Origin of the sequence: Bacillus atrophaeus, assembly GCF_039519175.1 — a bacterium.
GTDB classification, from domain to species: domain Bacteria; phylum Bacillota; class Bacilli; order Bacillales; family Bacillaceae; genus Bacillus; species Bacillus atrophaeus.
On the sequence record NZ_CP154443.1, the window covers coordinates 2,663,471 to 2,683,569 of the forward strand.

A 20,099-nucleotide genomic window follows, 5' to 3' on the forward strand; every position below is an offset into this window, starting at 1 on the left:
AATGTTAACGTGTGCATAAAATCGAAAAGGAGGCGGTACTCTTTGCAAAAGCTTAATAAAAGCATCTATGAAGGATACAAGCAATATCCTGAAAAAATTCTTCAATTCGGAGAAGGAAACTTTCTGCGGGCGTTTGTTGACTGGCAGGTTGAGAAGCTGAATCAGGAGGCTGGATTTCAAGGAAGTGTGGTCGCGGTGCAGCCGAGAGGTTCGAAAAAAATCAAGACATTAAATGAGCAGGATGGATTATATACTCTTTTTTTGCAGGGTATGAAAAATGGACACCCGAAAAGCGAGCATATGATTATCAGCTCCATCAGCCGCGGCATTGATCTTTTTTCTGACTATCAATCTTTTAAAAAGCTTGCCGCCGAAGAGGAGCTTCGTTTTATCGTCTCTAATACAACCGAGGCCGGCATTATGTTTAATGAGGAAGACCGTTTGGATGATAAGCCGCAGCAAACATTCCCTGGGAAATTAACAGCATTTCTATACTTTCGGTATCAGGCATTTACGGGAAATTCGACAAAGGGCTGTATAATCATTCCTTGTGAATTAATTGAAGAAAACGGCCGCAAGCTGAAGGAAATCGTTCTCAAATATGCGGCGCTTTGGCAATTGGGAGAAGGTTTTACGAACTGGATTCATCATGCTAATACATTTTGTAATAGTTTAGTAGACCGGATTGTTCCCGGTTTTCCTGTTGACACGATTGATGAGATCACCGCTGCGCTTGGTTATCAAGACAATTTAGTCGTAGTGGGGGAGCAATATCATTTATGGGTGATAGAAGGCCCCGATGATCTTAAGGATGAACTTCCTTTCGCCAAGGCCGGCTTAAATACGTTGATTGTTGATGATCTTGCTCCTTACCGGACGAAGAAAGTCAGAATGTTAAATGGCGCTCATACGGCAATAACGCCAGTATCATATTTGTACGGCTTGGATACGGTTGGCGAAACGATTGAGCATGAGGTGACGGGGCGCTTCGTCCGAGAGCTTATTTTTGAAGAAATCATACCGACTTTAGACATGGAAGGGCTTACTGAATATGCGGAGGAGGTGCTTGAACGGTTTAAAAATCCGTTTATGAAACATTATTTGCACAGCATCGCGCTAAACTCTGTCTCTAAATTCACCACGCGGAATCTTCCAACCCTAGCCGTTTATGTCAGACAGAAGGGGCATCTGCCGGAACGTTTGGTGTTTGCGTTAAGCGCTCTGCTTTATTATTACCGGGGTATCAGAGATGGGGAAACCATTGAGCTTCAGGACAGTCCGAACATTCTCAGCTTTTTCAAAAAAGTATGGAGCGGGCAGGATAAAGATATGTACACCATAGCTTCAACTGCATTAGGCGAACAGCAGCTGTGGGGCTCGAATTTGAATGAGATCCCCGGGCTGACCAAAAGAACCGCTTTTTTCCTAGGTATGATTCATGAACGGGGGATGAAACAAGCGCTTGAAGAATGCTGTATAAAAGAGGTGAAGTGAATTGAAAGCATATGTGCAAATTCATAAAAATGATAACGTGCTCCTGGCTTTGCGGGATATGAAAAAAGGAGAGCAGCTACAAACGGACGGCCAAACGGTTGAGCTAAAGGACCATATCAAAAAAGGCCACAAAATAGCATTAATTGATATAAAAGAGAACAGCAGTATTATCAAGTATGGTTTTCCCATCGGACGGGCGACAAAAGACATCTCTGCCGGCGAGCATATTCACGTCCATAATTCCAAAACAAATCTAAGTGATATCCAAACATATAGCTATACACCGGTCTTCGAAGAAAATCCTTTTCCTTATGAAAGCAGGACATTTAAAGGATATCGAAGAGAAAACGGAAGTGCCGGCGTGCGGAACGAACTATGGATTGTGCCGACCGTAGGCTGTGTGAACGGCATCGCAGAGAAAATGATTCAGCGGTTTGAGAAAGAAATAGGAGACATTGCTCCGTTTGACAATGTACTCGTATTAAAGCACCAATACGGCTGTTCGCAGCTTGGCGATGATCACGAAAATACGAAACAAATGCTGCTCAACGCCATACGTCATCCTAATGCGGGCGGTGTATTGGTTTTAGGACTCGGCTGCGAGAATAATGAATTGTCAGTCCTTAAAAAAGCGCTTCATGATACGGAGACAGACCGGGTGAAATTTCTTGAGTCTCAGTCTGTGAAAGATGAATTATCAGAAGGCGTGACACTGCTGAAGGAGATACATGAAGCGGCAAAAACAGATAAACGTGAGGATATCCCATTATCAGAGCTGAAAATCGGCTTGAAGTGCGGAGGTTCAGACGGCTTTTCAGGAATCACCGCCAACCCCTTATTGGGCAGGTTTTCCGATTATATTATCGCTCAAGGGGGCAGCACCGTTCTCACTGAAGTGCCGGAAATGTTCGGTGCTGAAACGATATTGATGCAAAGGGCTGCTGATGAAGAGGTGTTTCATAAGATCGTCGATTTGATTAACGATTTTAAACACTATTTTGTCAAACACGAACAGCCGGTCTATGAAAATCCGTCACCCGGAAACAAGGAGGGGGGCATTTCGACGCTTGAAGATAAATCACTTGGCTGTACGCAAAAAGCCGGCATATCTAAGGTGGCGGATGTGTTAAAGTACGGGGAAGTTCTCAAGACAAAAGGCTTAACCCTGCTGAGTGCGCCGGGAAATGATTTAATCGCTTCCTCCGCTTTAGCCGCGGCCGGGTGCCAGATTGTGCTGTTTACGACGGGAAGAGGCACGCCGTTCGGCACATTTGTCCCGACGGTGAAGATATCAACGAATTCTCAGCTCTATCAAACGAAACCCCACTGGATTGATTTTGATGCGGGCCGTATGTTAGAAGACAATATATCTGAGGAAACGGTCTTAAAAGAGTTTATTGATTATATCATTGAGGCTGCAAGCGGGAAATTTGTGAATAATGAAAAGAATGATTTCAGAGAATTGGCCATTTTTAAATCGGGTGTTACGCTATAAAGAAAAAAAGGCTATCCGGCAGCGGATGGCCTTTACGCAGTTAAATCAGTTTTAACCCGCTTATTAATATGATCGCGGCCATAATGAATTGTAAGGGACGGGGCGAAAATTTAGGCGAGAAATGGCTGCCGAGCAGGACGCCGGGAATCGATCCGATCAGCAAATTGGCAGCTAACAGATAATCGACGCTTCCGAAACTCGCATTCAGCAGACCCGCTACCGTGACGAGCAGAAAGGCATGGGCGATATCGGTTCCAACGATTTCAGAGGTTTTCATTTTGAATAAATACAGCATAGCAATCGCAAATAACGAGCCGGACCCAATTGAGGTTAACCCCACGATAAAACCGAATACCACTCCGATCAGAATTGTAAGCGCGCGTTTATCCTCCAGGGATTTCAGCTGCCAGCGGTTCGGACGCAGTTTTTTATCTAAAAAAACACGAATGATAATGGAGAGCGCAACCAATGTCATCACATAACCGAGCGCGTGTTTGATAATCTCCTCTTGGTGCTGGTGAAAGGCAGGGAACATGTGAAGAATTCCAATCGCAGCCGAAGCGCTCGGAATGCTGCCGATGGCTAAGTATTTGACGAGCTTGAGGTTGATGGTTTTTTGTTTCCAATGTGAAGCAACGCCAAACAGCTTTGTGATCGAATTATAAACAAGATCAGTTCCGACCGCAATGGACGGATTAATTCCCAATAAAATCAAAAGCGGGGTCAAAAGCGCGGCGCCTCCAACCCCTGTTAAACCAACCAGAGTGCCTACAAACAAACCCATAATTATAATGCTGATGCTGATCATAATGCCTCCTGCTTAATTCCGATTATTTTTATAAGATTATATATAATTAATCCCGTTTTAGCAATCGAAAATTTAGAATTTTATATATATTAATGAAAACATCTGAAAAGAGTGATACCCAACCATACAAAAAAAGCCGGTCTTGATTCTGGTTTCCCAGATCAAGACCGGCGTGCCTATTTTTCACTTCACATCTTTATTCACATGGTCTGTCACAAGTTCAACGACAAGCCTTTGATCTCCTTGCTCCAAGCCGTGATAAATATTGATATGCGTCTTTTTTTATTCAGATGCGAAAGTGGCAGCCATTTAAACACATGGACGCTGCTAATTATGGGATAACAAAGAAAAGATACCTGGACGGCAGGTATCTTTTTTCGTTTAGCTTATTTTTGTTGATAAAAGGGCAATTCCGTATGTCCCATCTCTCTGACATAAACAAAGAGATTGCCTTTATGGTGGATTTCATGCTCCATTGCAAGCTGCAGCAGCGCCGCACCAGTTACTTTTCTGCCAAAGGCGGCTGTCAGATCAATTTCTTTATTCATCTGCTCCTCTGTCAAATCTTCCAAAATGGCAGCTGTTTTTTCAGTATATGATTTCGCTAACACGTTAAGATCAGTCTCTGTTTCTTCCGGCGGGTTTTGGAAAGGAGCCGGGCTTCCTTCTTTAATGACATTTGCGAATTGATAGAAAGAGAAAAGCATGTGTTTGGCCATCTCTTCTGCTGACATGGATGTTTCCGCAGGTTTGTAGCTATAATGCTCTTTGCTGATTTTTTCGATCAGTTCAACTGTTACGTTCCGGTGTGATAAAAAATGGCTGACAATGTGACTCGTTTTACTCATAGGACACCCCTCCATAGTTAGGAAAATGAAACTGCAATGAAATGCTATATCATTAATCATCAAGACACAAGCAAAAAGCCTTAAGCATTTAAATTATGCAGAAGAATCTGAGGAAATAGCGGAGAATTCGGCTTTTTCTTTTCGAAATAAGCTTGCGGTTAGCCGAAATTCGACAATTGCGGTCTTTTTGCGTTCTTCTTTTTCTTGTAAATATGATAAAATATGACATATCTCGGTCATTCATAAAGGGGGGATAAATTGAGGATGAAGCAGACTATTCCGTCCTCTTTTGTCGGGCTAAAAATTAATGAATGGTACACACATATCCGACAGTTCCACGTGGCAGATGCAGAACGCGTCAAGCTGGAAGTAGAGAGAGAAATTGAGGATATGGAAGAAGACCAAGATTTACTGCTGTATTATTCTTTAATGGAATTTAGACATCGCGTCATGCTGGATTACATCAAGCCTTTGGAAGGGGACGCATCTCAACTAGAATTTTCAGAATTATTAGAAGACATTGAAGGGAATCAGTACAAGCTGACCGGACTGCTCGACTATTACTTCAATTTTTTTCGCGGGATGTATGAATTTAAACAGAAAATGTTTCTGAACGCGATGATGTTTTACAAACGGGCAGAAAAAAATCTTGCTTTTGTTTCAGATGATATTGAAAAAGCTGAGTTTGCTTTTAAAATGGCTGAGATTTTTTACAACTTAAAACAGACCTATGTTTCGATGAGTTATGCCATCCAGGCGCTAGAGACATACCAATCGTATGAAACTTACACCGTCCGCAGAATCCAATGTGAATTCGTTATTGCAGGGAATTATGATGATATGCAGTATCCAGAAAGAGCATTGCCCCACCTAGAACTGGCTTTAGATCTTGCAAAAAAAGAAGGCAGCCCCCGTCTCATTAGTTCGGCCTTATACAATCTTGGAAACTGTTACGAAAAAATGGGCGACCTCTACAAGGCAGCTGAATACTTTGAGAAATCCGTATCCATTTGCAAGTCAGAAAAGTTCGACAATCTTCCGCATTCTATCTACTCATTAACTCAAGTTCTTTATAAACAAAAAAATTACACCGCAGCGCAGGAGCAATATCAGCAAGGCTTGGAAATTGCCTATCAATATTGTGATGAATTATTTGTAAAGCTGTTTCAGTTTCTGCATGCCTTATACGGAAAGAGCGTTGATACAGAATCAGTGGCTCGCACATTCCAATTTCTTGAGGAAAATATGCTATATCCCTATGTCGAAGAGCTGGCGCATGATGCTGCCCAATTTTATATTGAAAATGGACAGCCCGAAAAAGCACTCGCATTTTACGAAAAGATGGTGCACGCACAAAAACAAATCCAGAGAGGAGATTGTTTATATGAAATCTAAATTGATGACAGGTTTGTTGCTCGTTGCGGTCGGATTCAGCTTTACTCAGGTGATGCCTCATGCAGGTGAAACAGCAGACAAAACAGGGAATACGTTTGATATTGCAGCGCGCAACCAAACGTGACAATAGCCAAAAAGACCCTTCGTTTTGCTGAAGGGTCTTTTTTATCCGCCGGATTCTTCTTAATAAGTTGAGAGAACCTGCTCTTAACAAGTGGTTCCGAATGAACCGGTTTCAGACGTTTCCTCTAATGAATTCACCTCGATTACGTATAAGCCGCCCGTGGCATCGCTGAATAGACCGAACATGTTTAAGCGGTTTTCCGCTTGTAAACGGTCCAAACCTGCATAGTGGCCGGGTACGTGCCCCGTACCAAAACGATCTGTTTTTACAGTCAGCATCAAATAAGTCTTCATCATTCATTTCTCCTATCTATCTCGATTTTAACACTTTTAACCAGTAATGAAGGGCTGATGTCATACTCTGCCCGTCCTACGAATGCCACCTATTCATGATAAAAAGAAAAAGGAGAGATGATAGGTGACGATTGAAGTCAAGAAGAATCTGGTTTCTGCGGATAAGTACACGCTGAAATGTCCCAACGCTATGAATGCTGAATACATTACGATTCACAATACGGCGAATGACGCGTCTGCCGCTAATGAAATCAGCTACATGATCGGGAACAATAGCTCTACAAGCTTCCACTTTGCGGTTGATGACAAAGAAGTGATTCAGGGACTGCCTTTGAACCGGAACGCATGGCATACGGGAGACGGCACGAACGGCACTGGAAACCGCAAGTCCATCGGTGTGGAAATTTGCTACAGCAAGTCGGGAGGCGAAAAGTACCGGACGGCTGAAGCCTTGGCTGTGAAATTTGTGGCGCAGCTTTTAAAGGAGCGAGGCTGGGGCATCGACCGGGTCAGAAAGCATCAGGATTGGAACGGCAAGTATTGTCCGCACCGCATCTTATCAGAGGGACGCTGGGATCAAGTGAAGGCCGCTATTGAGAAAGAAGTAAGCGGCAGCAGTTTCTCTTCAAAAAAGACAGCAGCCGTGACTTCATCTTATCAGGTGAAGAAAGGAGATACGTTATCTGCGATTGCCAAAGCCTCAGGTGTCAGTGTGAAGCAGCTGCAAAGCTGGAACAATATCTCAGATCCTAATAAAATCAAAGCCGGCCAGGTACTGAAAATCAATCAGACGCAAGCAAAGTCCGCAGCGGTAAGCGAATCAGCTCCTGCATATCCGCTCCCATCAGGTGTGATCAAATTAACGAGTCCGCTGACGAAGGGAACAAAAGTCATTCAAGTGCAAAGAGCGCTGGCAGCTCTTTATTTTTATCCTGACAAAGGGGCGAAAAACAACGGGGTAGACGGCTTTTACGGAGCAAAAACGGCAAATGCGGTAAAACGGTTCCAATTAATGAACGGCTTAACGGCTGATGGAATTTATGGGCCGAAGACGAAAGCGCGGATGATGGCGAAACTCGTATAATTGAAAAAAGGAAGCTTCTCTTCGTGCAGAAGCTTCTTTTTGGTCAATAAAAAGAGTTATTACATACAAACCGCAGCAAGCACCTTTTGAATGTCGTAAATGCTGTCATCCTTCTTGAATTGCTTTGATACCGCCGGAAGTTCAGTGCCTGAAATCCAAATATTAAGCTCTGAATCAAGATCAAAACGGCCGGCCGTTTCAATGCTGAACCTGGAAATGCTTTTATACGGTATAGATTGGTATTCTGTCTTTTTTCCTGTGAGGCCCTGTTTATCGACAAGAATCAGGCGTTTCTCCGTAAAGACGATTAAATCACGCACTAATTTAAATGCAGCATCCACACTCTCTCCCTCTATTAAAATAGAAGCGAGTTCTGCTTCGGCAGATGCTTTTGAAACAGTTGAGGCATTTCCGAACATGCCGTTGATAAATCCCATACGATCCCCTCCATACGAGTTTCTTCCAGCACATCATACTACAAAAGGGTTTTCATTTATAGTTTTATAGGATAAACTGGTGCCACTAAATAAAGGAGCGCACCAGAAATGAAAGATGTCTATCACAGTTTTAAGTCTCTCGCCGCTGCAGAATCAGAATACCGGATTATCTATGAGGAGAATAGCGGAAGCGACCGCATCGTACTGAGCCCGCACGGCGGCGGAATTGAGCCGGGAGTAAGCGAGCTGGTGAGGGCCTTTTCCGATGAATGTTCCGTTTATCTGTTTGAAGGAATGAAACGCCGCAACAACCAAGCCTTGCATGTGACAAGCACTAGGTTTAATGAACCGCTCGCACTTGAGAAGGTAAAGGCACATCAATACGCACTTTCCATTCACGGCTACCGGGATCCGAACCGGCGGCACACCTTGGTCGGCGGCACTGACCGGCCCAGAGCCGCGGCTGTTGCTGAAAGCCTGAAGGCATCAGGATTCAGCGCTGAACTTGTGTCGGATAAAGAGCAATTGGCTGGTGTGCATCCGATGAATATTGTGAACAGAAGCAATAAAACGCTTGGCGTCCAATTAGAGTTAAGCACGGCTCAGCGAAGCGCATTATTTGACGACTTTGGATGGCGAGAGCGGGACCGGACAAAAAATGAGCATTTCTCACGATATGTCAGCGCGGTAAAGGCTGCCTTTTGCAGAGAATGATTGGGTACTGGACCTGCAATATCTCTCACTGCCTTCGTAAGTTGTGTGAATGTGCAGTGGGAGGAATACTCTTGTATAAAAGAGCTTCAATACCCAATGTCAAAGTTCTGGACTGTCAGCCGGCCTGTCTTGTAAAACAGGCCGGCTTTGCTAATTAATACTTACTGTAATGATATTGCATTTGCTGTTCGGCAACCAGTGATTGCGGCTGCTCAGTTTCCTGATAGCCGAACCATTCACGGGGAGCGTCTTTAGTGTGCCGCTTATCTGACAGGAGATAAGCCAGCCGCTTCTGAAATTGAATACCTGCTTTACGCTGTTCGAAAAGCTCCAGCCTTCTTTCCGCAAATTTCTTTGTAACGCGGAACACGGAAGCAATCATGGAAACAGCGTGGCTTCTCCACTGCGGAAATTCCATTTGTAACAGCATAAAGGTCGGCACACAGAAGTGATACATAAATTGATTGGCTTGAAATTCCTGAAGCTCTCTAAAAAGCTTGTTCATATGAAAGTGATTGCCGGCGTGCTTTAACACGTGGCACAGCTCATGCGCAAAGTCCTCCCATTGCTCCTCTGCGGATTGCCTTTGATTTAAGACAATACTGTACATTCCGTCATGCTTCACCATCATACTTCCTGTGTCTTCAAAATGAACCCAAATATCAAGTTCTCTTGCAATTCTCAGCATGTCAATGTGCTGAGGAGAAGTCATTCCCAGACGGCAGTATACATTTTTTACGTATTCCTCCAGATGTGATAAGTAATCGCCCAATTGAATACCCCTTTTCGAACATATGTTCCGTTTTGTGTGAGAAAGAAAAGCCCTGTTACAGGACTGAAAAAGTTTGTAGAAGTCTTTCCCTTTTCTTATAAAAATAAACACCATTCTTTATATCGGCCTATTTATCATATTATTTAGAGAACAAAGGACATTTATTTATTTTTCGGTTTTCGGTTTTTCTCTTTTTCTTTTAAATAGTTAATGAATTCGATCGCTTGCTGTTTGCTTTCCGGAGAAAAGTCCCGCATATCCCGATAAGCGATCTGTAAATCCGGGTCTGAAAAGATGTCATCGTCAGACTTTTTTTCTTTTCCTGTCAGCAAATAATCGGTTGTCACTTGAAAGTAATCGGCCAATTTTTGCAGTGTTTCATAATCAGGTTCGCTGCGGCCGTTTTCATAGTGAGAATATCTGGCGCGTGATACACCGATATGGTTTGCGATTTCTTCTTGTGTTTTTTTTCCTCTGAGACTCTTCAATCTGCCGCCTATCATCGTATGACCTCTCTTTTTGGAAACTCCCTAAGTTACTCTTATTATAGATACAAACGGTATCAAAATAAATAATTGATAAAAAAAGTATCAAAAATAACTTGATGATACGTAATGTATCGTTTATAATCAAAAACATAAAGATACAAAACGTATCAAAAAGAGAAAAATTTTGTATCAGGAGGCGGGTAAATGAATCCGATTAAAATTGTTTTCAGTCAAAATCCCATAGATCAGCAGCACCTTGGAAAGACAGGCGGATCGATCACATTCACGTCGAACGGCCATCCTGTGTTTCAATTTGAAAATCGTGCGCAATACGAACTGTATTTGCGATTGAAGAAGGCGGGGGAGCAAGGTGGAGAGGAATAAAAGCTATCCGTTTTTCACATATTCAGGACTGTTGAATTCAGAACATTATGACAAAATGGGTTCGGCTGTGTGGCTGTTTCTGTGGTTTATCAGCTCAACGACTAAAGAGAGAAGAAAAGATGGCGTGAACTGGGGCATTGTGCTGGGACATAAGCCGTTAAAAGCAAAGGAGATGGCGGACGTATTCGGAGTCAGTGAAAAAACCGTCAGAAGATGGCTCGACCAGTTGGAAAAGAACGGTTACATCTTAGTGAGGCGTGCGCCTTACGGAGTAATGATTTCAGTCCGGCATTCGAAAAAGTTTATTCCCAGAACGGACAAGCAAGACCACTCTGGCGCTATGGAGCGGACAAAGATGCCGCAAAGGACGGACAATAACGTCCTGTCTGATAAAGATAACACAATGATTCATACTGCTGCTGATAAAGCGGTTGATGCCATTGCAAACCATTTTACAGAGCTGAGATCTGCGCAAGAGGGGCGCACTGTATACCCTTCCTCTCGTGATTATCAAGCCATCGCCCGAATTGTCGGCCGGGGTGTTCCCGTGCTGCAGACAATCAAATGGCTTGACCAATGTTTTGACGCTTTTGAAAAACGGCGTACAAGTGCCGCGGAAACGATAAAGGCCTTCAGTTATTGCGCGAAATTCATTGATGACCGATTTTCCGCTCAGCAAGTAAAAAAAGACTTTATGCCTTTAAAAGAAAGGAATATGCCAAATGACCAAACGAACGCTCGAACAAATCCTTGCCGAACTGAGAAGCGGAAAACATCCATTACTGGTGAACAAATCGGACGAATCAGACGAAAACCGTTATGATTGTCCGGCTTGCAAGGACCAAGGGGGCTTTCTCAAAAAACAAAACGGACAGGACATATGGGCGGTATGCGGCTGTGTCGGTGAACGAAAAGTAAGGCGGCTGCTCGGCGCAAGTGAAATTACCGCTGAATTCAGCAAGCTGAGCTTTGAGGGATTCCATACGGCAGGGAAGCCTCAGGCAGTGATTGATGCGTACGAGTGTGCGGCCGAATTTGTTGAACACTTTCAAGACATACAGTCCGCACGTAAAAACAGTATAGCTCTTTTAGGGCAGCCCGGCTCAGGTAAAACGCATTTGCTTACAGCTGCTGCCAACCGGCTGATGAAAACGCAGCACGTTCCTGTCGTATATTTTCCGTTTGTGGAGGGTTTTACTGATTTAAAAAATGATTTCGATTTGCTGGAAGCAAAGCTCAGCCGTATCAAACAGTCCGGCGTTCTGTTCATTGATGATTTATTTAAGCCTGCCAACGGAAAGCCGAGAGCTACTGACTGGCAGATTGAACAAATGTATTCAGTCATCAATTATCGCTACTTAAATCATAAACCGATTCTCCTTTCAAGCGAACTCACCGTCGAAGAACTTGTGAGGGTGGATGAAGCGCTCGGGACAAGAATCTATGAAATGTGCAGCGACTACTTAGTGATTATAAAAGGAAACGTATTTGATCTGAATCATAGATTGGAGGGCATACGGTAATGTGCAGGCTGTGCAAAAACAAAAAAGTGATCGTTGAATCGACAAGCATTGGAGCCGTTTTTAGGCCATGCCCGAATTGCAGGGCCGGCTCTGATTTGACACCTGTTATTGCGTATTTGGAACTGGTGATTGAAGCCGGGAAAGCGAGGCTGAATGCTCTTGATTAAGCTTATCAAGGCCTTGTTATGTCTGTTTTTTCAGGCGAAACGGAAGGAAAAAGAAATTGAAGAATGGTATGAAGATGACGGAAAGTGAGGATCAAGTGCAAAATAAACAATGGAAAAGCAGTCCCGCTCCGTGGCAGGCAGTCTCGGGCGGCGAATCAAAACCGATCTATATTTATTCTGCTTACAGTGAAGAAGATAAGGGGAGATTCCCTTATTCAAACGGCAGGCTGATCGCAGCTGTGTTTGACCTCAGCTCGTACTCGCAAGACGGAAATGCACGGCTCATGGCTTCAGCGCCTGAGCTATTGGAAGCGGTAAAGGACGCGCTCGATTTTCTGAAAGGCGAGTCGCCGGACTGCAAACACGTTGTCATAGATAAGCTTGAACGGGTGAAGGAAAAAGCAGAGGACACACAAAAACGGGGGAAAATAAATAATGAATCCTAAAAAACTTATAAACATAGATACTATCACACTCGCAAGCCAGCTTGAGGATGGGAAGGTCCGCGTGATTATTGTCGACGGATTAAAGGGAGAAGCCTGGCTTACAGAAGCGCCGGAGCACGGAAAAACCCTTGTCGAAACAAGAAAAGGAGACCTGGCCCGCGTCGATTTTGAAATTGGGTACAAATTGAATTAAAGCTTTCACAAAAGAATATGTCCAAGACGGAAAGCCTGAGGACACTGATCAATTGCACAAAATCTGTGCGTTGATTGGTGTCCTTTTTTTGTTCCGAAAATGAGGAGGATAACAGAATGGAAGACTTATTATTTGAATACAAACGCACATTGAAACAGACAAGAAAGCTGTATAAACAGCTTGGAGAAGCTGACGAATCAGAGCTGTCCGCTGAAAAGCTGAAAGATAAAAAAATTATCAGAAGCATCATTACGGATTTAGAATATGTGACAGAATGGCTGGAAAAAGGAAGGCAGCCAGGAATCCGAAGAGCCATTGACCGCCGCGACGCCTATCAAAGGCTGCTCATTAAAGATCCGAGAATCATCGAATCTTTTTCCTCGGCTATTGATTTCGTGCCGGACGGACAGGTGTCTGACGAAGACCGACGAAGGATAAAAGAAGCATTATCATTGTTAACGGAACGGGAAAAAGAAATGTTTCTTTTGCATAAGGTGGAATGCTTTTCATATGAACGGATCGCCGCGCTTTTAGGCGTGAAAAAATCAACCGTACAAACCACCATCAAACGGGCCTTATTAAAGATTCATAAACAAAAAGAGGAAAGAAAACTGTCTTTAGCTTAAAAAGCTGTCATACGTTTGCCACCTATAAGTGAATAGAGCATGAAACAATAAGCGGCTGATCGTTCAGCCGCTCTTTTTAATAGAAATCTATTTCGGAGGTGGCGGTGATGGCGTAGCATGAAAACACAACAGCGAGAGAAAGCATTTAACATTTATCAAAAATATCAGGGCGATATCACAAATCGGGCCATTGCCGAAAAAATAGGCGTTTCCGCTAAAACAATAGGAATATGGAAGAAACAGGACAAGTGGAAGGAATCCTTGTTCTCGAAAGCAGCAAGCAAAGGCAAACATCGTCTGCAAATTGACAATGATGAATTAAATGAACGCCAGCGCTTGTTTTGCCTCTATTATGTGAAAAGCTTTAACGCGACACAATCAGCAATCAGAGCGGGATATTCCCCTGACAGCGCCCATGTCACAGGATGCAGGCTGCTTAAATATGAAAAAGTCGCCGCTGAAATCAAGAGGATCAAAAAAGAGATGGTCAATGAAGTTTTCATTGAAGCGATGGATGTGCTGCAAGTGTATGTCAAAATCGCATTCGCTGATATTACAGACTACGTGACCTTCGGAAAAAAAGAAGTACAGGCTTTCGGAAAGTCAGGCCCGTTGTTTGATGAGGATGACAATCCGATCATGAAGGAAATCAGCTTTGTCGATGTAAAGGACTCAGGTCTTGTAGACGGAACAATCGTGACAGAAGCAAAGCTTGGAAAAGAAGGCATTGCGATTAAGCTGGCTGACAAGATGAAAGCGCTGGAAAAGCTGTCATTATACTTTGATTTATTCCCTGATCAATTTAAGCAAAAGATTGAAAATGAAAAGCTGAAGCTTGCAAAACAGAAGCTGGATCAGTCAGATGAGGGCGAAAATCCGGTTGAAATCATGATAACGCGCAAAGAGGAGAAAGCATGATTGTAAAAGAAGTCAATCCTCATTTCGAAGAGTACTTGTTCAATTGGAATGAAACATATCAATTTCTCGTCGGGGGCTATGGATCGTCAAAGAGCTATCACACCGCACTGAAAATCCTTCTGAAGCTGTTAAAGGAAAAACGGACAGCGCTTGTGATTCGCGAGGTGTTTGACACCCATCGTGATTCCACCTTCGCGCTTTTTGAAGAAATCATAGAGGAGCTCAGTCTGAATCGGGCGGTGACTCCGCTTTCTTCACCGCTTCAGCTGCGATTTGCAAACGGCAGCCGCATCATGTTTAAAGGAATGGACAACCCTGCGAAATTAAAATCCGTTCATAATATTTCTTTAATATGGATTGAAGAGTGCTCTGAAGTGAAGTACGAAGGTTTTAAGGAGCTGATCGGCCGTTTGCGCCATCCGAAGCTTGACCTTCATATGATCTGCACAACAAATCCAGTCGGCACATCCAATTGGACGTACCGGCATTTTTTTCGTGATGAGCGGAATAAGCGTTACATATTGGATGATCAAGAGCTGTACAAGAAACGCACAATTGTTTCTGGGGACACGTATTATCATCATTCCACCGCGCTTGATAACTTGTTTCTTCCGGAGAGCTATGTGAAACAGCTGGACGGATTGAAACGGTACGATCCTGACTTGTACAGGATTGCCCGCCAAGGCCGATTCGGCGTTAACGGCGTTCGCGTTCTGCCGCAATTTGAAGTCCTGCCGCATGAACAGGCGGAGCAATGCATCGCAAACATCAGCCGGCCGATTTTTCGGACGGGAATGGATTTTGGCTTTGAAGAATCCTACAATGCCGTCATTCGGCTTGCCGTTGATCCTGAGAAAAAGCATCTGTACATTTACTGGGAGTACTACAAAAACAAAATGACTGATGACCGAACGGCTGAGGAGCTTCACGAGCTTGCCGAGAAACAGGAAGTCATTAAAGCTGATTCCGCAGAGCCTAAAAGCATCCAATATTTCCGCCAGCAGGGCTTTCGCATGGTAGCAGCCAGGAAGTTTCAGGGGTCACGTTTGCAATATACAAAAAAGGTGAAGCGTTTCAAGAAGATTATCTGCTCAGACCGCTGTCAAAATGCGATCTATGAGCTGCAAACGTTAACCTATGCAAAAGATAAGGACGGAGCGCTGATTGAGGATGAGTTTACCATTGATCCGCACACATTATCTGCGATCTGGTACGCGCTTGATGACTATGAAGTGGCCGATTTAAAAGAATCGTCCAGTGAAAGGACCCGTCCGAATCGAGAAAGGAGGAAATAAAAGTGCCGCAGAACCAAACAGTCAGGGCCACCGTATTAAAAGCAAATGCCTCAGCTCCAAAGACGAAGCAGCTTTATGAAGACCAGTTCTCTGATATGTATGGAGAAGACATTATCGCTCCGCCCTATAACATCACCGAGCTGAAAACGATCGCCGAATATTCTACGATTCTTCAGCAGTGCATAGATGCGTACCGGGTCAATATTACCGGCTTCGGCTTCGATGTTGAATATACATTTGACATTAACGGCTCAGATGTCAACCGGGCAAAAAAGAAAAGAGCGGAAAAAGATTGGTCACGGCTTGAAGCGTTTTACCGCTGCCTTCATTTTGATGAATCAGCTGAAGTGATTTTAGGCTATGCCATTGAAGACAGGGAGAAAACGGGGAACGGGTTTATGGAAGTGCTCCGGGACGGAACTGGAAAACCGGCCGGCATCGAATATTTAGATGTAAAAAACATGCGGGTATGCGGTGTGTCTGAGCCTGTTGAGGTGATGTTTACATACCAGGAAAACGGCATACCGAAGACGATTAAAAGGCAAAAGCGTTTTCGCAAATATGTACAAATGATAAACGGGCAAAAAGTATTTTTTAAGGAATACGGAGACCCGCGCAACATGGACATGCGAACGGGAGAATATGTGAAAACGCTGTCTGAGGATTTTCAGGCAAATGAAGCAATTCACCTCAAAATTGGCAGCGGCTCATACGGTGTTCCCCGATGGGTGGGAAACATCGTCAATTTATATGGCGCAAGAAAAGCGGAAGAACTCAACTTCATGTATTTTAAGCAGGGACGCCATGTGCCTGCTGCGATTACAGTCGAAAACGGAATGCTGTCCGAAGCTTCGTATAAAGAGCTGCAAGACTATATGAATGATCTTGAAGGAGTCGAAAACGCCCATAAATTTCTCCTCATTGAAGCTGAAGGCATTGCCAAGGAAAAAGACCTGCACGGAGGAGAAGACATTACTCCTGTTTCCGTCGAAATCAAGTCGCTTGCGGAAATTTTGCAAAATGACGCGCTGTTTTTGGAATACGATGACAAAAGCAGAAATAAACTCCGCTCCGCCTTCCGTCTGCCGCCGCTCTATACCGGCGAGGCGCAAGAATATAACCGGGCGACAGCCGATACGGCCAGAAAAATAACAGAAGAGCAGGTGTTTCAGCCGGAGAGGAAAATTCTCGTAAACAAACTGAACACGCTTCTTTTGCCGGAATTGGATATTCATGACGCAAGGCTAACATTAAAAGGACCCGACTTTCGTGATCCGCTTGAGATCGCAAAAGTGCTGGGTCCTTTTATTACGGCTGGTGCAGTCTCTCCTAATGATTTAAGAGATCTTGCCGGACGGGTGCTCGGCAAAACCCTTGAGGAATGGCCGGAAGACATCTACAACAGACCGGCTGCACAAGACGTCGAGCCGCAGGACCAATCCGCTCTTTTACAGGACGTAAAGGAAAGCATTGAAAGTTTAAAAAAGTCCTGAAAGGGGGTGAAAGCAACAGGTGCCGAGAGAATTGAAAAATGCCAAAATCAGCTTTGTGAGCTATGTGGACAAAGCTGCTAATCAGACGGAGTTTTTCTTTACGAAGTCTGCCGGGCCTCCGGCATTTGAGAAAGAAGTCCGGCTATTTACCAAAAGCGGGAGTGAGGAACAAAAACTCGTGTATGGGATCGTTTACGAACCGGATGTGCCGGATGCGCACGGCGATTATATGACGGCTGCAGAAATTGAAAAGGCCGCCCACGGTTTTCTCGCGGAGGCCCGCAATATCGACATCAACCACAATTTTCAAAGCGGAACTGGCGAAGTGGTCGAATCGTATGTGGCGCCGGATGATTTCCAGATCGGCACAAGGCTGATTAAAAAGGGCTCTTGGGTGCTCGTGACAAGAGCTGCCGATGAGGTATGGGAGCAAATCAAAGCAGGTGTCATCACAGGATACAGTATGGCGGGCACTGCGGATACGCATGAAGAAGAGCCTGATGAAAAAGCATCCGGATTGATGGGTGTATTCAAGCAGCTGCTGTCTGATCGCGACAGTCAAAGAGGACTGAAAACCAGATTTCAGAAAATGGGGGAGGACACCAAGGATATGAAAAAGGAAGACATGAAAGAATCCATTGAACATGCATTGTACCCGTTGTTAAAGCGGCTTGATGCAATCGAAAAAAATACAGAAGCAGCGGAAGAAAAACCGGAGCAGACAGAAGAGGAAGAGCGTCTGAAAAAGCTTGTGGAAGATATGCTCGCCCCGCTTGTCGAACGCATTGAAGCGCTGGAAAAAACAAGAGGCGCATCTAAACAGACCGCCGATGACGGCAACGGGAATGCAGAACAAATCAAAAAATCAATTTGGAGCGGACTGCTGTAAACCAGTCAGGAGGAGGAAATCAATTTGAGAAATCAAGACATCATTCAAAAAGCGGAAATGTCGCTTTCAGCATTAAAAAGCGGAGGGCTTATGAACCCTGCGCAAGCATCGGCATTTATCCGTATGGTGCAGAACACACCTACGATTTTCAGCGAATCCCGTGTGATTCAAATGGAAAACGATTCACAAAAATTTGAGAAAATCGGCTTCGGCCAGCGCATTTTGCGTGCTGCTGAAGAGGGCAAGGCTTTATCAAATGACGAGCTGACTGTTCCTTCAACGAGCACGGTACAGCTGAACACAAAAGAAGTCATTGCGGAGATTAATATTACGTATGACACGCTGGAAAACAACATAGAAAAAGACGGGCTTCAGCAAACCATTATGCAAATCCTGGCGGAACGGGCGGCTGTTGATATCGAAGAGTTGATTGTAAACGGTGATACTGCTTCCAAGGATCCATACCTCGCACAGCTTGACGGAATCCGTAAACAGGCGGTATCTCACATTGTTGACGCGGCTGGTGAAGAGCTTTCCAGAGGTACATTTAAAAAAGGGCTGAAGGCAGTCCCGCCGAAATATTTGCGTATCCCGCAGGAATTCAGATTCTTTACGTCTCACGGAATGGAAATTGAGTGGAAAGACCGGGTGGCGGATCGTCAGACGAATTTAGGGGACCTCGCCGTTCAAGGCGGATTGTCTACGGCATTCGGCGTACCGGTCAAGGGAGTGTCCAATATTCAGCCTTATACGGTTGGCGAAGGAGACGCGCAATATGATGCGTCTGATATCATTTTGACTCATCCGAAAAATATTATTCTAGGCTTTTCCCGCAATATTAGAATCGAAGTGGACAAGGATATTCGCTCTCGTAAATTTATTATTGTGTTGACGGCTAAGCTTGACAGTAAATTCGAAGAAGAAGACGCTGTCGCAAAATTGATTAACGTGAAAGAATAAACCGGAAATGGGGTTGTCAGCTTATGCTTATTGAACCGACTGACGTTGCCTCTTATTCAGTCTTTGAACAGGTGCAAAACAGACCGGCGCATTTGCTTACGCAGGATATTATCGAAGCTGAGGCGGAGGCGGCAAGAATCACAGGCCACCATTTTACGGATGCCGTTTATGTTCCTCTTCCCGACAAAGCCAGACTTGCTTTGCTTAAGCTCGCCCAATATTTTGCGCTGGTAAACAGCGATGAAACGAGTGTTTCAAGCTATCAGTCTGAAAAAATGGGAGACTATTCTTACACCATCTCAACAAATGGCGGTATTCAAAAGCCTGACGTATATAACCTGCTTCAGGAGTACATTGCTGCCGGATATTCTCCTGCGTCCTCCAAACTCAAGGTGCGGACGCTATGAGCTATACACGGATGCTTGTTCATCGTTGTGATATTTATCATGAAACGGCCGCACCGGCACCAAGCGGGAAGTTCGGAATTCCGGCGAACAAGCTGCAGCCTGTTTTTACTTATCCGGACACGCCTGATGAACAGAATGTGCCCTGTTATTTCACAGAAAAACAGCAGCTGCTGATCCAGCAGCTTCCGAACCATACGGTTTATCGCAGCTTTCTCGTCCACTTTCCATTATCAGCGGATGTTCGTGTAAACGACAAGGTGATATGGGATGGTGTCGGTTATATTTTGGAGTTGCCGAAAAAGCTGAGAAACCACCATTGGGAAGTCACTGCTGTCAGGGATGAAAGCCTATGAAAATCAAAGGGCTTTCAAAATTAAACGCCTCACTGAAAGAAGCCGCATCCGGGGGATTTTCCCGTCAGGCTGCCAAATGGCTGGAGCAATCCGGACAAGACTTTCTGGATATGGTGCAAGACGAACTGATCAGTTCCCAATCCATTGATACGGAGAGGCTGTTTTCTTCATTTCAAAAAGGGGACGCCGATCATATTTGGATCGCAGAAAGCGGCGGCTTATCCCTTGAAGTCGGTTCGAACCTTGAATATGCATCGTTTGTGAACGACGGCCGCTGGACAACTGAAGGCGACGGCGTGAAATGGGTGCCGGGTTATTTTCAAGGCGCGCGGTTCGTCTATGATCCTGCCTCTTCAACCGGAATGGCGCTTAAGAAAAAATGGGTCAGCGGCACAGGCTATTGGGATAATGCGCTTATTTTATTTGAACAGGTATTTGCGAAATCATTGGAGCAAAAATTGCGTCAATGGCTCAAAACATTGTAAGGAGGAAT

The 20,099-nt window shown here is 44.4% G+C and carries 26 protein-coding genes and 1 pseudogene; 21 read left to right on the forward strand and 6 right to left on the reverse strand.

The genetic code is table 11. The features are described from left to right. The first annotated feature begins 42 nt into the window (after window positions 1–42). The gene (locus AAHT65_RS13495) at window positions 43–1,494 is read left to right on the forward strand and encodes a tagaturonate reductase (protein WP_343310367.1); all 1,452 of its coding nucleotides are present in this window, start codon (window positions 43–45) and stop codon (window positions 1,492–1,494) included. A gap of 58 nt (window positions 1,495–1,552) precedes the next feature. Beyond that, window positions 1,553–2,989, forward strand: a complete 1,437-nt coding sequence (locus tag AAHT65_RS13500) for a UxaA family hydrolase (RefSeq protein ID WP_425524857.1) — start codon at window positions 1,553–1,555, stop codon at window positions 2,987–2,989. A gap of 40 nt (window positions 2,990–3,029) precedes the next feature. Here the strand turns inward: AAHT65_RS13500 and AAHT65_RS13505 are convergent, their stop codons facing one another. Then, window positions 3,030–3,794: a sulfite exporter TauE/SafE family protein gene (locus AAHT65_RS13505; RefSeq protein ID WP_034718355.1), complete on the reverse strand. Its 765-nt coding sequence runs from the start codon at window positions 3,792–3,794 to the stop codon at window positions 3,030–3,032. Window positions 3,795–4,183: 389 nt separating this feature from the next. Continuing rightward, a complete protein-coding gene (locus AAHT65_RS13510; RefSeq protein ID WP_003327477.1) occupies window positions 4,184–4,645 on the reverse strand; it encodes a DinB family protein in 462 nt (153 codons plus the stop codon). Between the two features lie 258 nt (window positions 4,646–4,903). Here AAHT65_RS13510 and AAHT65_RS13515 point away from each other — a divergent pair, with 258 nt between their 5' ends. Together AAHT65_RS13515 and AAHT65_RS13520 are read left to right on the forward strand one after the other, a co-directional pair. Further along, window positions 4,904–6,040, forward strand: coding sequence for a Rap family tetratricopeptide repeat protein (locus AAHT65_RS13515; protein WP_088116972.1), 1,137 nt, complete (start codon window positions 4,904–4,906; stop codon window positions 6,038–6,040). Beyond that, window positions 6,030–6,164 carry a PhrA family phosphatase inhibitor gene (locus tag AAHT65_RS13520; protein WP_088116973.1) on the forward strand — a complete coding sequence of 45 codons (135 nt, stop codon included), beginning with the start codon at window positions 6,030–6,032 and terminating at the stop codon, window positions 6,162–6,164. The genes AAHT65_RS13515 and AAHT65_RS13520 overlap by 11 nt, the downstream gene beginning before the upstream one ends. 37 nt (window positions 6,165–6,201) lie before the next feature. On the opposite strand, the pseudogene AAHT65_RS13525 reads toward AAHT65_RS13520, so the two are convergent. Beyond that, a pseudogene (locus tag AAHT65_RS13525) lies at window positions 6,202–6,457 on the reverse strand (YciI family protein); the annotation flags it as partial. 124 nt (window positions 6,458–6,581) lie between these two features. On the opposite strand from AAHT65_RS13525, the gene AAHT65_RS13530 reads away from it, so the two are divergent. Then, window positions 6,582–7,541 carry an N-acetylmuramoyl-L-alanine amidase gene (locus tag AAHT65_RS13530; RefSeq protein ID WP_343310371.1) on the forward strand — a complete coding sequence of 320 codons (960 nt, stop codon included), beginning with the start codon at window positions 6,582–6,584 and terminating at the stop codon, window positions 7,539–7,541. A 59-nt stretch (window positions 7,542–7,600) separates the two neighbouring features. Here the strand turns inward: AAHT65_RS13530 and AAHT65_RS13535 are convergent, their stop codons facing one another. Beyond that, window positions 7,601–7,978: a PH domain-containing protein gene (locus tag AAHT65_RS13535; RefSeq protein ID WP_063637544.1), complete on the reverse strand. Its 378-nt coding sequence runs from the start codon at window positions 7,976–7,978 to the stop codon at window positions 7,601–7,603. 108 nt (window positions 7,979–8,086) lie between these two features. Here AAHT65_RS13535 and AAHT65_RS13540 point away from each other — a divergent pair, with 108 nt between their 5' ends. Then, window positions 8,087–8,692, forward strand: a complete 606-nt coding sequence (locus AAHT65_RS13540) for a poly-gamma-glutamate hydrolase family protein (protein WP_343310372.1) — start codon at window positions 8,087–8,089, stop codon at window positions 8,690–8,692. A gap of 154 nt (window positions 8,693–8,846) precedes the next feature. Here AAHT65_RS13540 and AAHT65_RS13545 read toward each other — a convergent pair whose 3' ends face one another. Together AAHT65_RS13545 and xre are read right to left on the reverse strand one after the other, a co-directional pair. Further along, the gene (locus AAHT65_RS13545) at window positions 8,847–9,464 is read right to left on the reverse strand and encodes an ImmA/IrrE family metallo-endopeptidase (protein ID WP_343310373.1); all 618 of its coding nucleotides are present in this window, start codon (window positions 9,462–9,464) and stop codon (window positions 8,847–8,849) included. A gap of 161 nt (window positions 9,465–9,625) precedes the next feature. Next, window positions 9,626–9,967, reverse strand: a complete 342-nt coding sequence (xre, locus tag AAHT65_RS13550) for an HTH-type transcriptional regulator Xre (RefSeq protein WP_003327468.1) — start codon at window positions 9,965–9,967, stop codon at window positions 9,626–9,628. Between the two features lie 189 nt (window positions 9,968–10,156). Between xre and AAHT65_RS13555 the strand changes: the two genes are divergently transcribed. The 15 genes from AAHT65_RS13555 to AAHT65_RS13625 all read left to right on the forward strand — a co-directional run bounded on the left by AAHT65_RS13555 (window position 10,157) and on the right by AAHT65_RS13625 (window position 20,091). Continuing rightward, window positions 10,157–10,336, forward strand: coding sequence for a hypothetical protein (locus AAHT65_RS13555; protein ID WP_003327467.1), 180 nt, complete (start codon window positions 10,157–10,159; stop codon window positions 10,334–10,336). Beyond that, on the forward strand, window positions 10,323–11,159 hold the full coding sequence (locus AAHT65_RS13560) for a winged helix-turn-helix domain-containing protein (protein WP_343310374.1): 837 nt from the start codon (window positions 10,323–10,325) through the stop codon (window positions 11,157–11,159). The genes AAHT65_RS13555 and AAHT65_RS13560 overlap by 14 nt, the downstream gene beginning before the upstream one ends. Further along, window positions 11,059–11,859, forward strand: a complete 801-nt coding sequence (locus tag AAHT65_RS13565) for an ATP-binding protein (protein WP_343310375.1) — start codon at window positions 11,059–11,061, stop codon at window positions 11,857–11,859. Before AAHT65_RS13560 ends, AAHT65_RS13565 begins: the two co-directional genes overlap by 101 nt. Continuing rightward, the gene (locus AAHT65_RS13570) at window positions 11,859–12,026 is read left to right on the forward strand and encodes a hypothetical protein (protein WP_343310376.1); all 168 of its coding nucleotides are present in this window, start codon (window positions 11,859–11,861) and stop codon (window positions 12,024–12,026) included. Before AAHT65_RS13565 ends, AAHT65_RS13570 begins: the two co-directional genes overlap by 1 nt. Before the next feature lie 74 nt (window positions 12,027–12,100). Next, window positions 12,101–12,472 carry a hypothetical protein gene (locus AAHT65_RS13575; protein ID WP_061571295.1) on the forward strand — a complete coding sequence of 124 codons (372 nt, stop codon included), beginning with the start codon at window positions 12,101–12,103 and terminating at the stop codon, window positions 12,470–12,472. Then, window positions 12,459–12,665: an XtrA/YqaO family protein gene (locus AAHT65_RS13580; RefSeq protein WP_035175083.1), complete on the forward strand. Its 207-nt coding sequence runs from the start codon at window positions 12,459–12,461 to the stop codon at window positions 12,663–12,665. Before AAHT65_RS13575 ends, AAHT65_RS13580 begins: the two co-directional genes overlap by 14 nt. A 116-nt stretch (window positions 12,666–12,781) precedes the next feature. Then, window positions 12,782–13,291: a sigma-70 family RNA polymerase sigma factor gene (locus tag AAHT65_RS13585; protein ID WP_061670581.1), complete on the forward strand. Its 510-nt coding sequence runs from the start codon at window positions 12,782–12,784 to the stop codon at window positions 13,289–13,291. A 117-nt stretch (window positions 13,292–13,408) separates the two neighbouring features. Next, window positions 13,409–14,209, forward strand: coding sequence for a terminase small subunit (locus AAHT65_RS13590; RefSeq protein WP_151290947.1), 801 nt, complete (start codon window positions 13,409–13,411; stop codon window positions 14,207–14,209). Then, entirely contained in the window at window positions 14,206–15,504 is a 1,299-nt protein-coding gene (locus AAHT65_RS13595) for a PBSX family phage terminase large subunit (protein WP_343310377.1), read from the forward strand. Before AAHT65_RS13590 ends, AAHT65_RS13595 begins: the two co-directional genes overlap by 4 nt. A 2-nt stretch (window positions 15,505–15,506) precedes the next feature. After that, window positions 15,507–16,997: a phage portal protein gene (locus tag AAHT65_RS13600; protein ID WP_003327455.1), complete on the forward strand. Its 1,491-nt coding sequence runs from the start codon at window positions 15,507–15,509 to the stop codon at window positions 16,995–16,997. Window positions 16,998–17,016: 19 nt separating this feature from the next. Beyond that, window positions 17,017–17,886, forward strand: coding sequence for an XkdF-like putative serine protease domain-containing protein (locus tag AAHT65_RS13605; protein WP_106047268.1), 870 nt, complete (start codon window positions 17,017–17,019; stop codon window positions 17,884–17,886). Window positions 17,887–17,910: 24 nt separating this feature from the next. After that, window positions 17,911–18,846: a phage major capsid protein gene (locus AAHT65_RS13610; protein ID WP_063637551.1), complete on the forward strand. Its 936-nt coding sequence runs from the start codon at window positions 17,911–17,913 to the stop codon at window positions 18,844–18,846. Between the two features lie 23 nt (window positions 18,847–18,869). After that, window positions 18,870–19,253, forward strand: coding sequence for a protein YqbG (yqbG, locus tag AAHT65_RS13615; RefSeq protein WP_216414076.1), 384 nt, complete (start codon window positions 18,870–18,872; stop codon window positions 19,251–19,253). Further along, window positions 19,250–19,606, forward strand: coding sequence for a YqbH/XkdH family protein (locus AAHT65_RS13620; protein WP_088116984.1), 357 nt, complete (start codon window positions 19,250–19,252; stop codon window positions 19,604–19,606). The genes yqbG and AAHT65_RS13620 overlap by 4 nt, the downstream gene beginning before the upstream one ends. Then, window positions 19,603–20,091 carry an HK97 gp10 family phage protein gene (locus tag AAHT65_RS13625; RefSeq protein WP_003327449.1) on the forward strand — a complete coding sequence of 163 codons (489 nt, stop codon included), beginning with the start codon at window positions 19,603–19,605 and terminating at the stop codon, window positions 20,089–20,091. Before AAHT65_RS13620 ends, AAHT65_RS13625 begins: the two co-directional genes overlap by 4 nt. The last annotated feature ends 8 nt before the right edge of the window (window positions 20,092–20,099 follow it).

Bases quoted from the DNA above. Each gene is read 5' to 3' on its own strand.
- AAHT65_RS13565 (WP_343310375.1), top strand. From the start codon at position 11,059: ATGACCAAACGAACGCTCGAACAAATCCTTGCCGAACTGAGAAGCGGA.
- AAHT65_RS13555 (WP_003327467.1), top strand. From the start codon at position 10,157: ATGAATCCGATTAAAATTGTTTTCAGTCAAAATCCCATAGATCAGCAG.
- yqbG (WP_216414076.1), top strand. From the start codon at position 18,870: ATGCTTATTGAACCGACTGACGTTGCCTCTTATTCAGTCTTTGAACAG.
- AAHT65_RS13595 (WP_343310377.1), top strand. From the start codon at position 14,206: ATGATTGTAAAAGAAGTCAATCCTCATTTCGAAGAGTACTTGTTCAAT.
- AAHT65_RS13620 (WP_088116984.1), top strand. From the start codon at position 19,250: ATGAGCTATACACGGATGCTTGTTCATCGTTGTGATATTTATCATGAA.
- AAHT65_RS13500 (WP_425524857.1), top strand. From the start codon at position 1,553: ATGAAAAAAGGAGAGCAGCTACAAACGGACGGCCAAACGGTTGAGCTA.
- AAHT65_RS13570 (WP_343310376.1), top strand. From the start codon at position 11,859: ATGTGCAGGCTGTGCAAAAACAAAAAAGTGATCGTTGAATCGACAAGC.
- AAHT65_RS13535 (WP_063637544.1), bottom strand. From the start codon at position 7,978: ATGGGATTTATCAACGGCATGTTCGGAAATGCCTCAACTGTTTCAAAA.
- AAHT65_RS13510 (WP_003327477.1), bottom strand. From the start codon at position 4,645: ATGAGTAAAACGAGTCACATTGTCAGCCATTTTTTATCACACCGGAAC.
- AAHT65_RS13625 (WP_003327449.1), top strand. From the start codon at position 19,603: ATGAAAATCAAAGGGCTTTCAAAATTAAACGCCTCACTGAAAGAAGCC.
- AAHT65_RS13590 (WP_151290947.1), top strand. From the start codon at position 13,409: ATGAAAACACAACAGCGAGAGAAAGCATTTAACATTTATCAAAAATAT.
- AAHT65_RS13575 (WP_061571295.1), top strand. From the start codon at position 12,101: ATGACGGAAAGTGAGGATCAAGTGCAAAATAAACAATGGAAAAGCAGT.
- AAHT65_RS13520 (WP_088116973.1), top strand. From the start codon at position 6,030: ATGAAATCTAAATTGATGACAGGTTTGTTGCTCGTTGCGGTCGGATTC.
- AAHT65_RS13540 (WP_343310372.1), top strand. From the start codon at position 8,087: ATGAAAGATGTCTATCACAGTTTTAAGTCTCTCGCCGCTGCAGAATCA.
- xre (WP_003327468.1), bottom strand. From the start codon at position 9,967: ATGATAGGCGGCAGATTGAAGAGTCTCAGAGGAAAAAAAACACAAGAA.
- AAHT65_RS13585 (WP_061670581.1), top strand. From the start codon at position 12,782: ATGGAAGACTTATTATTTGAATACAAACGCACATTGAAACAGACAAGA.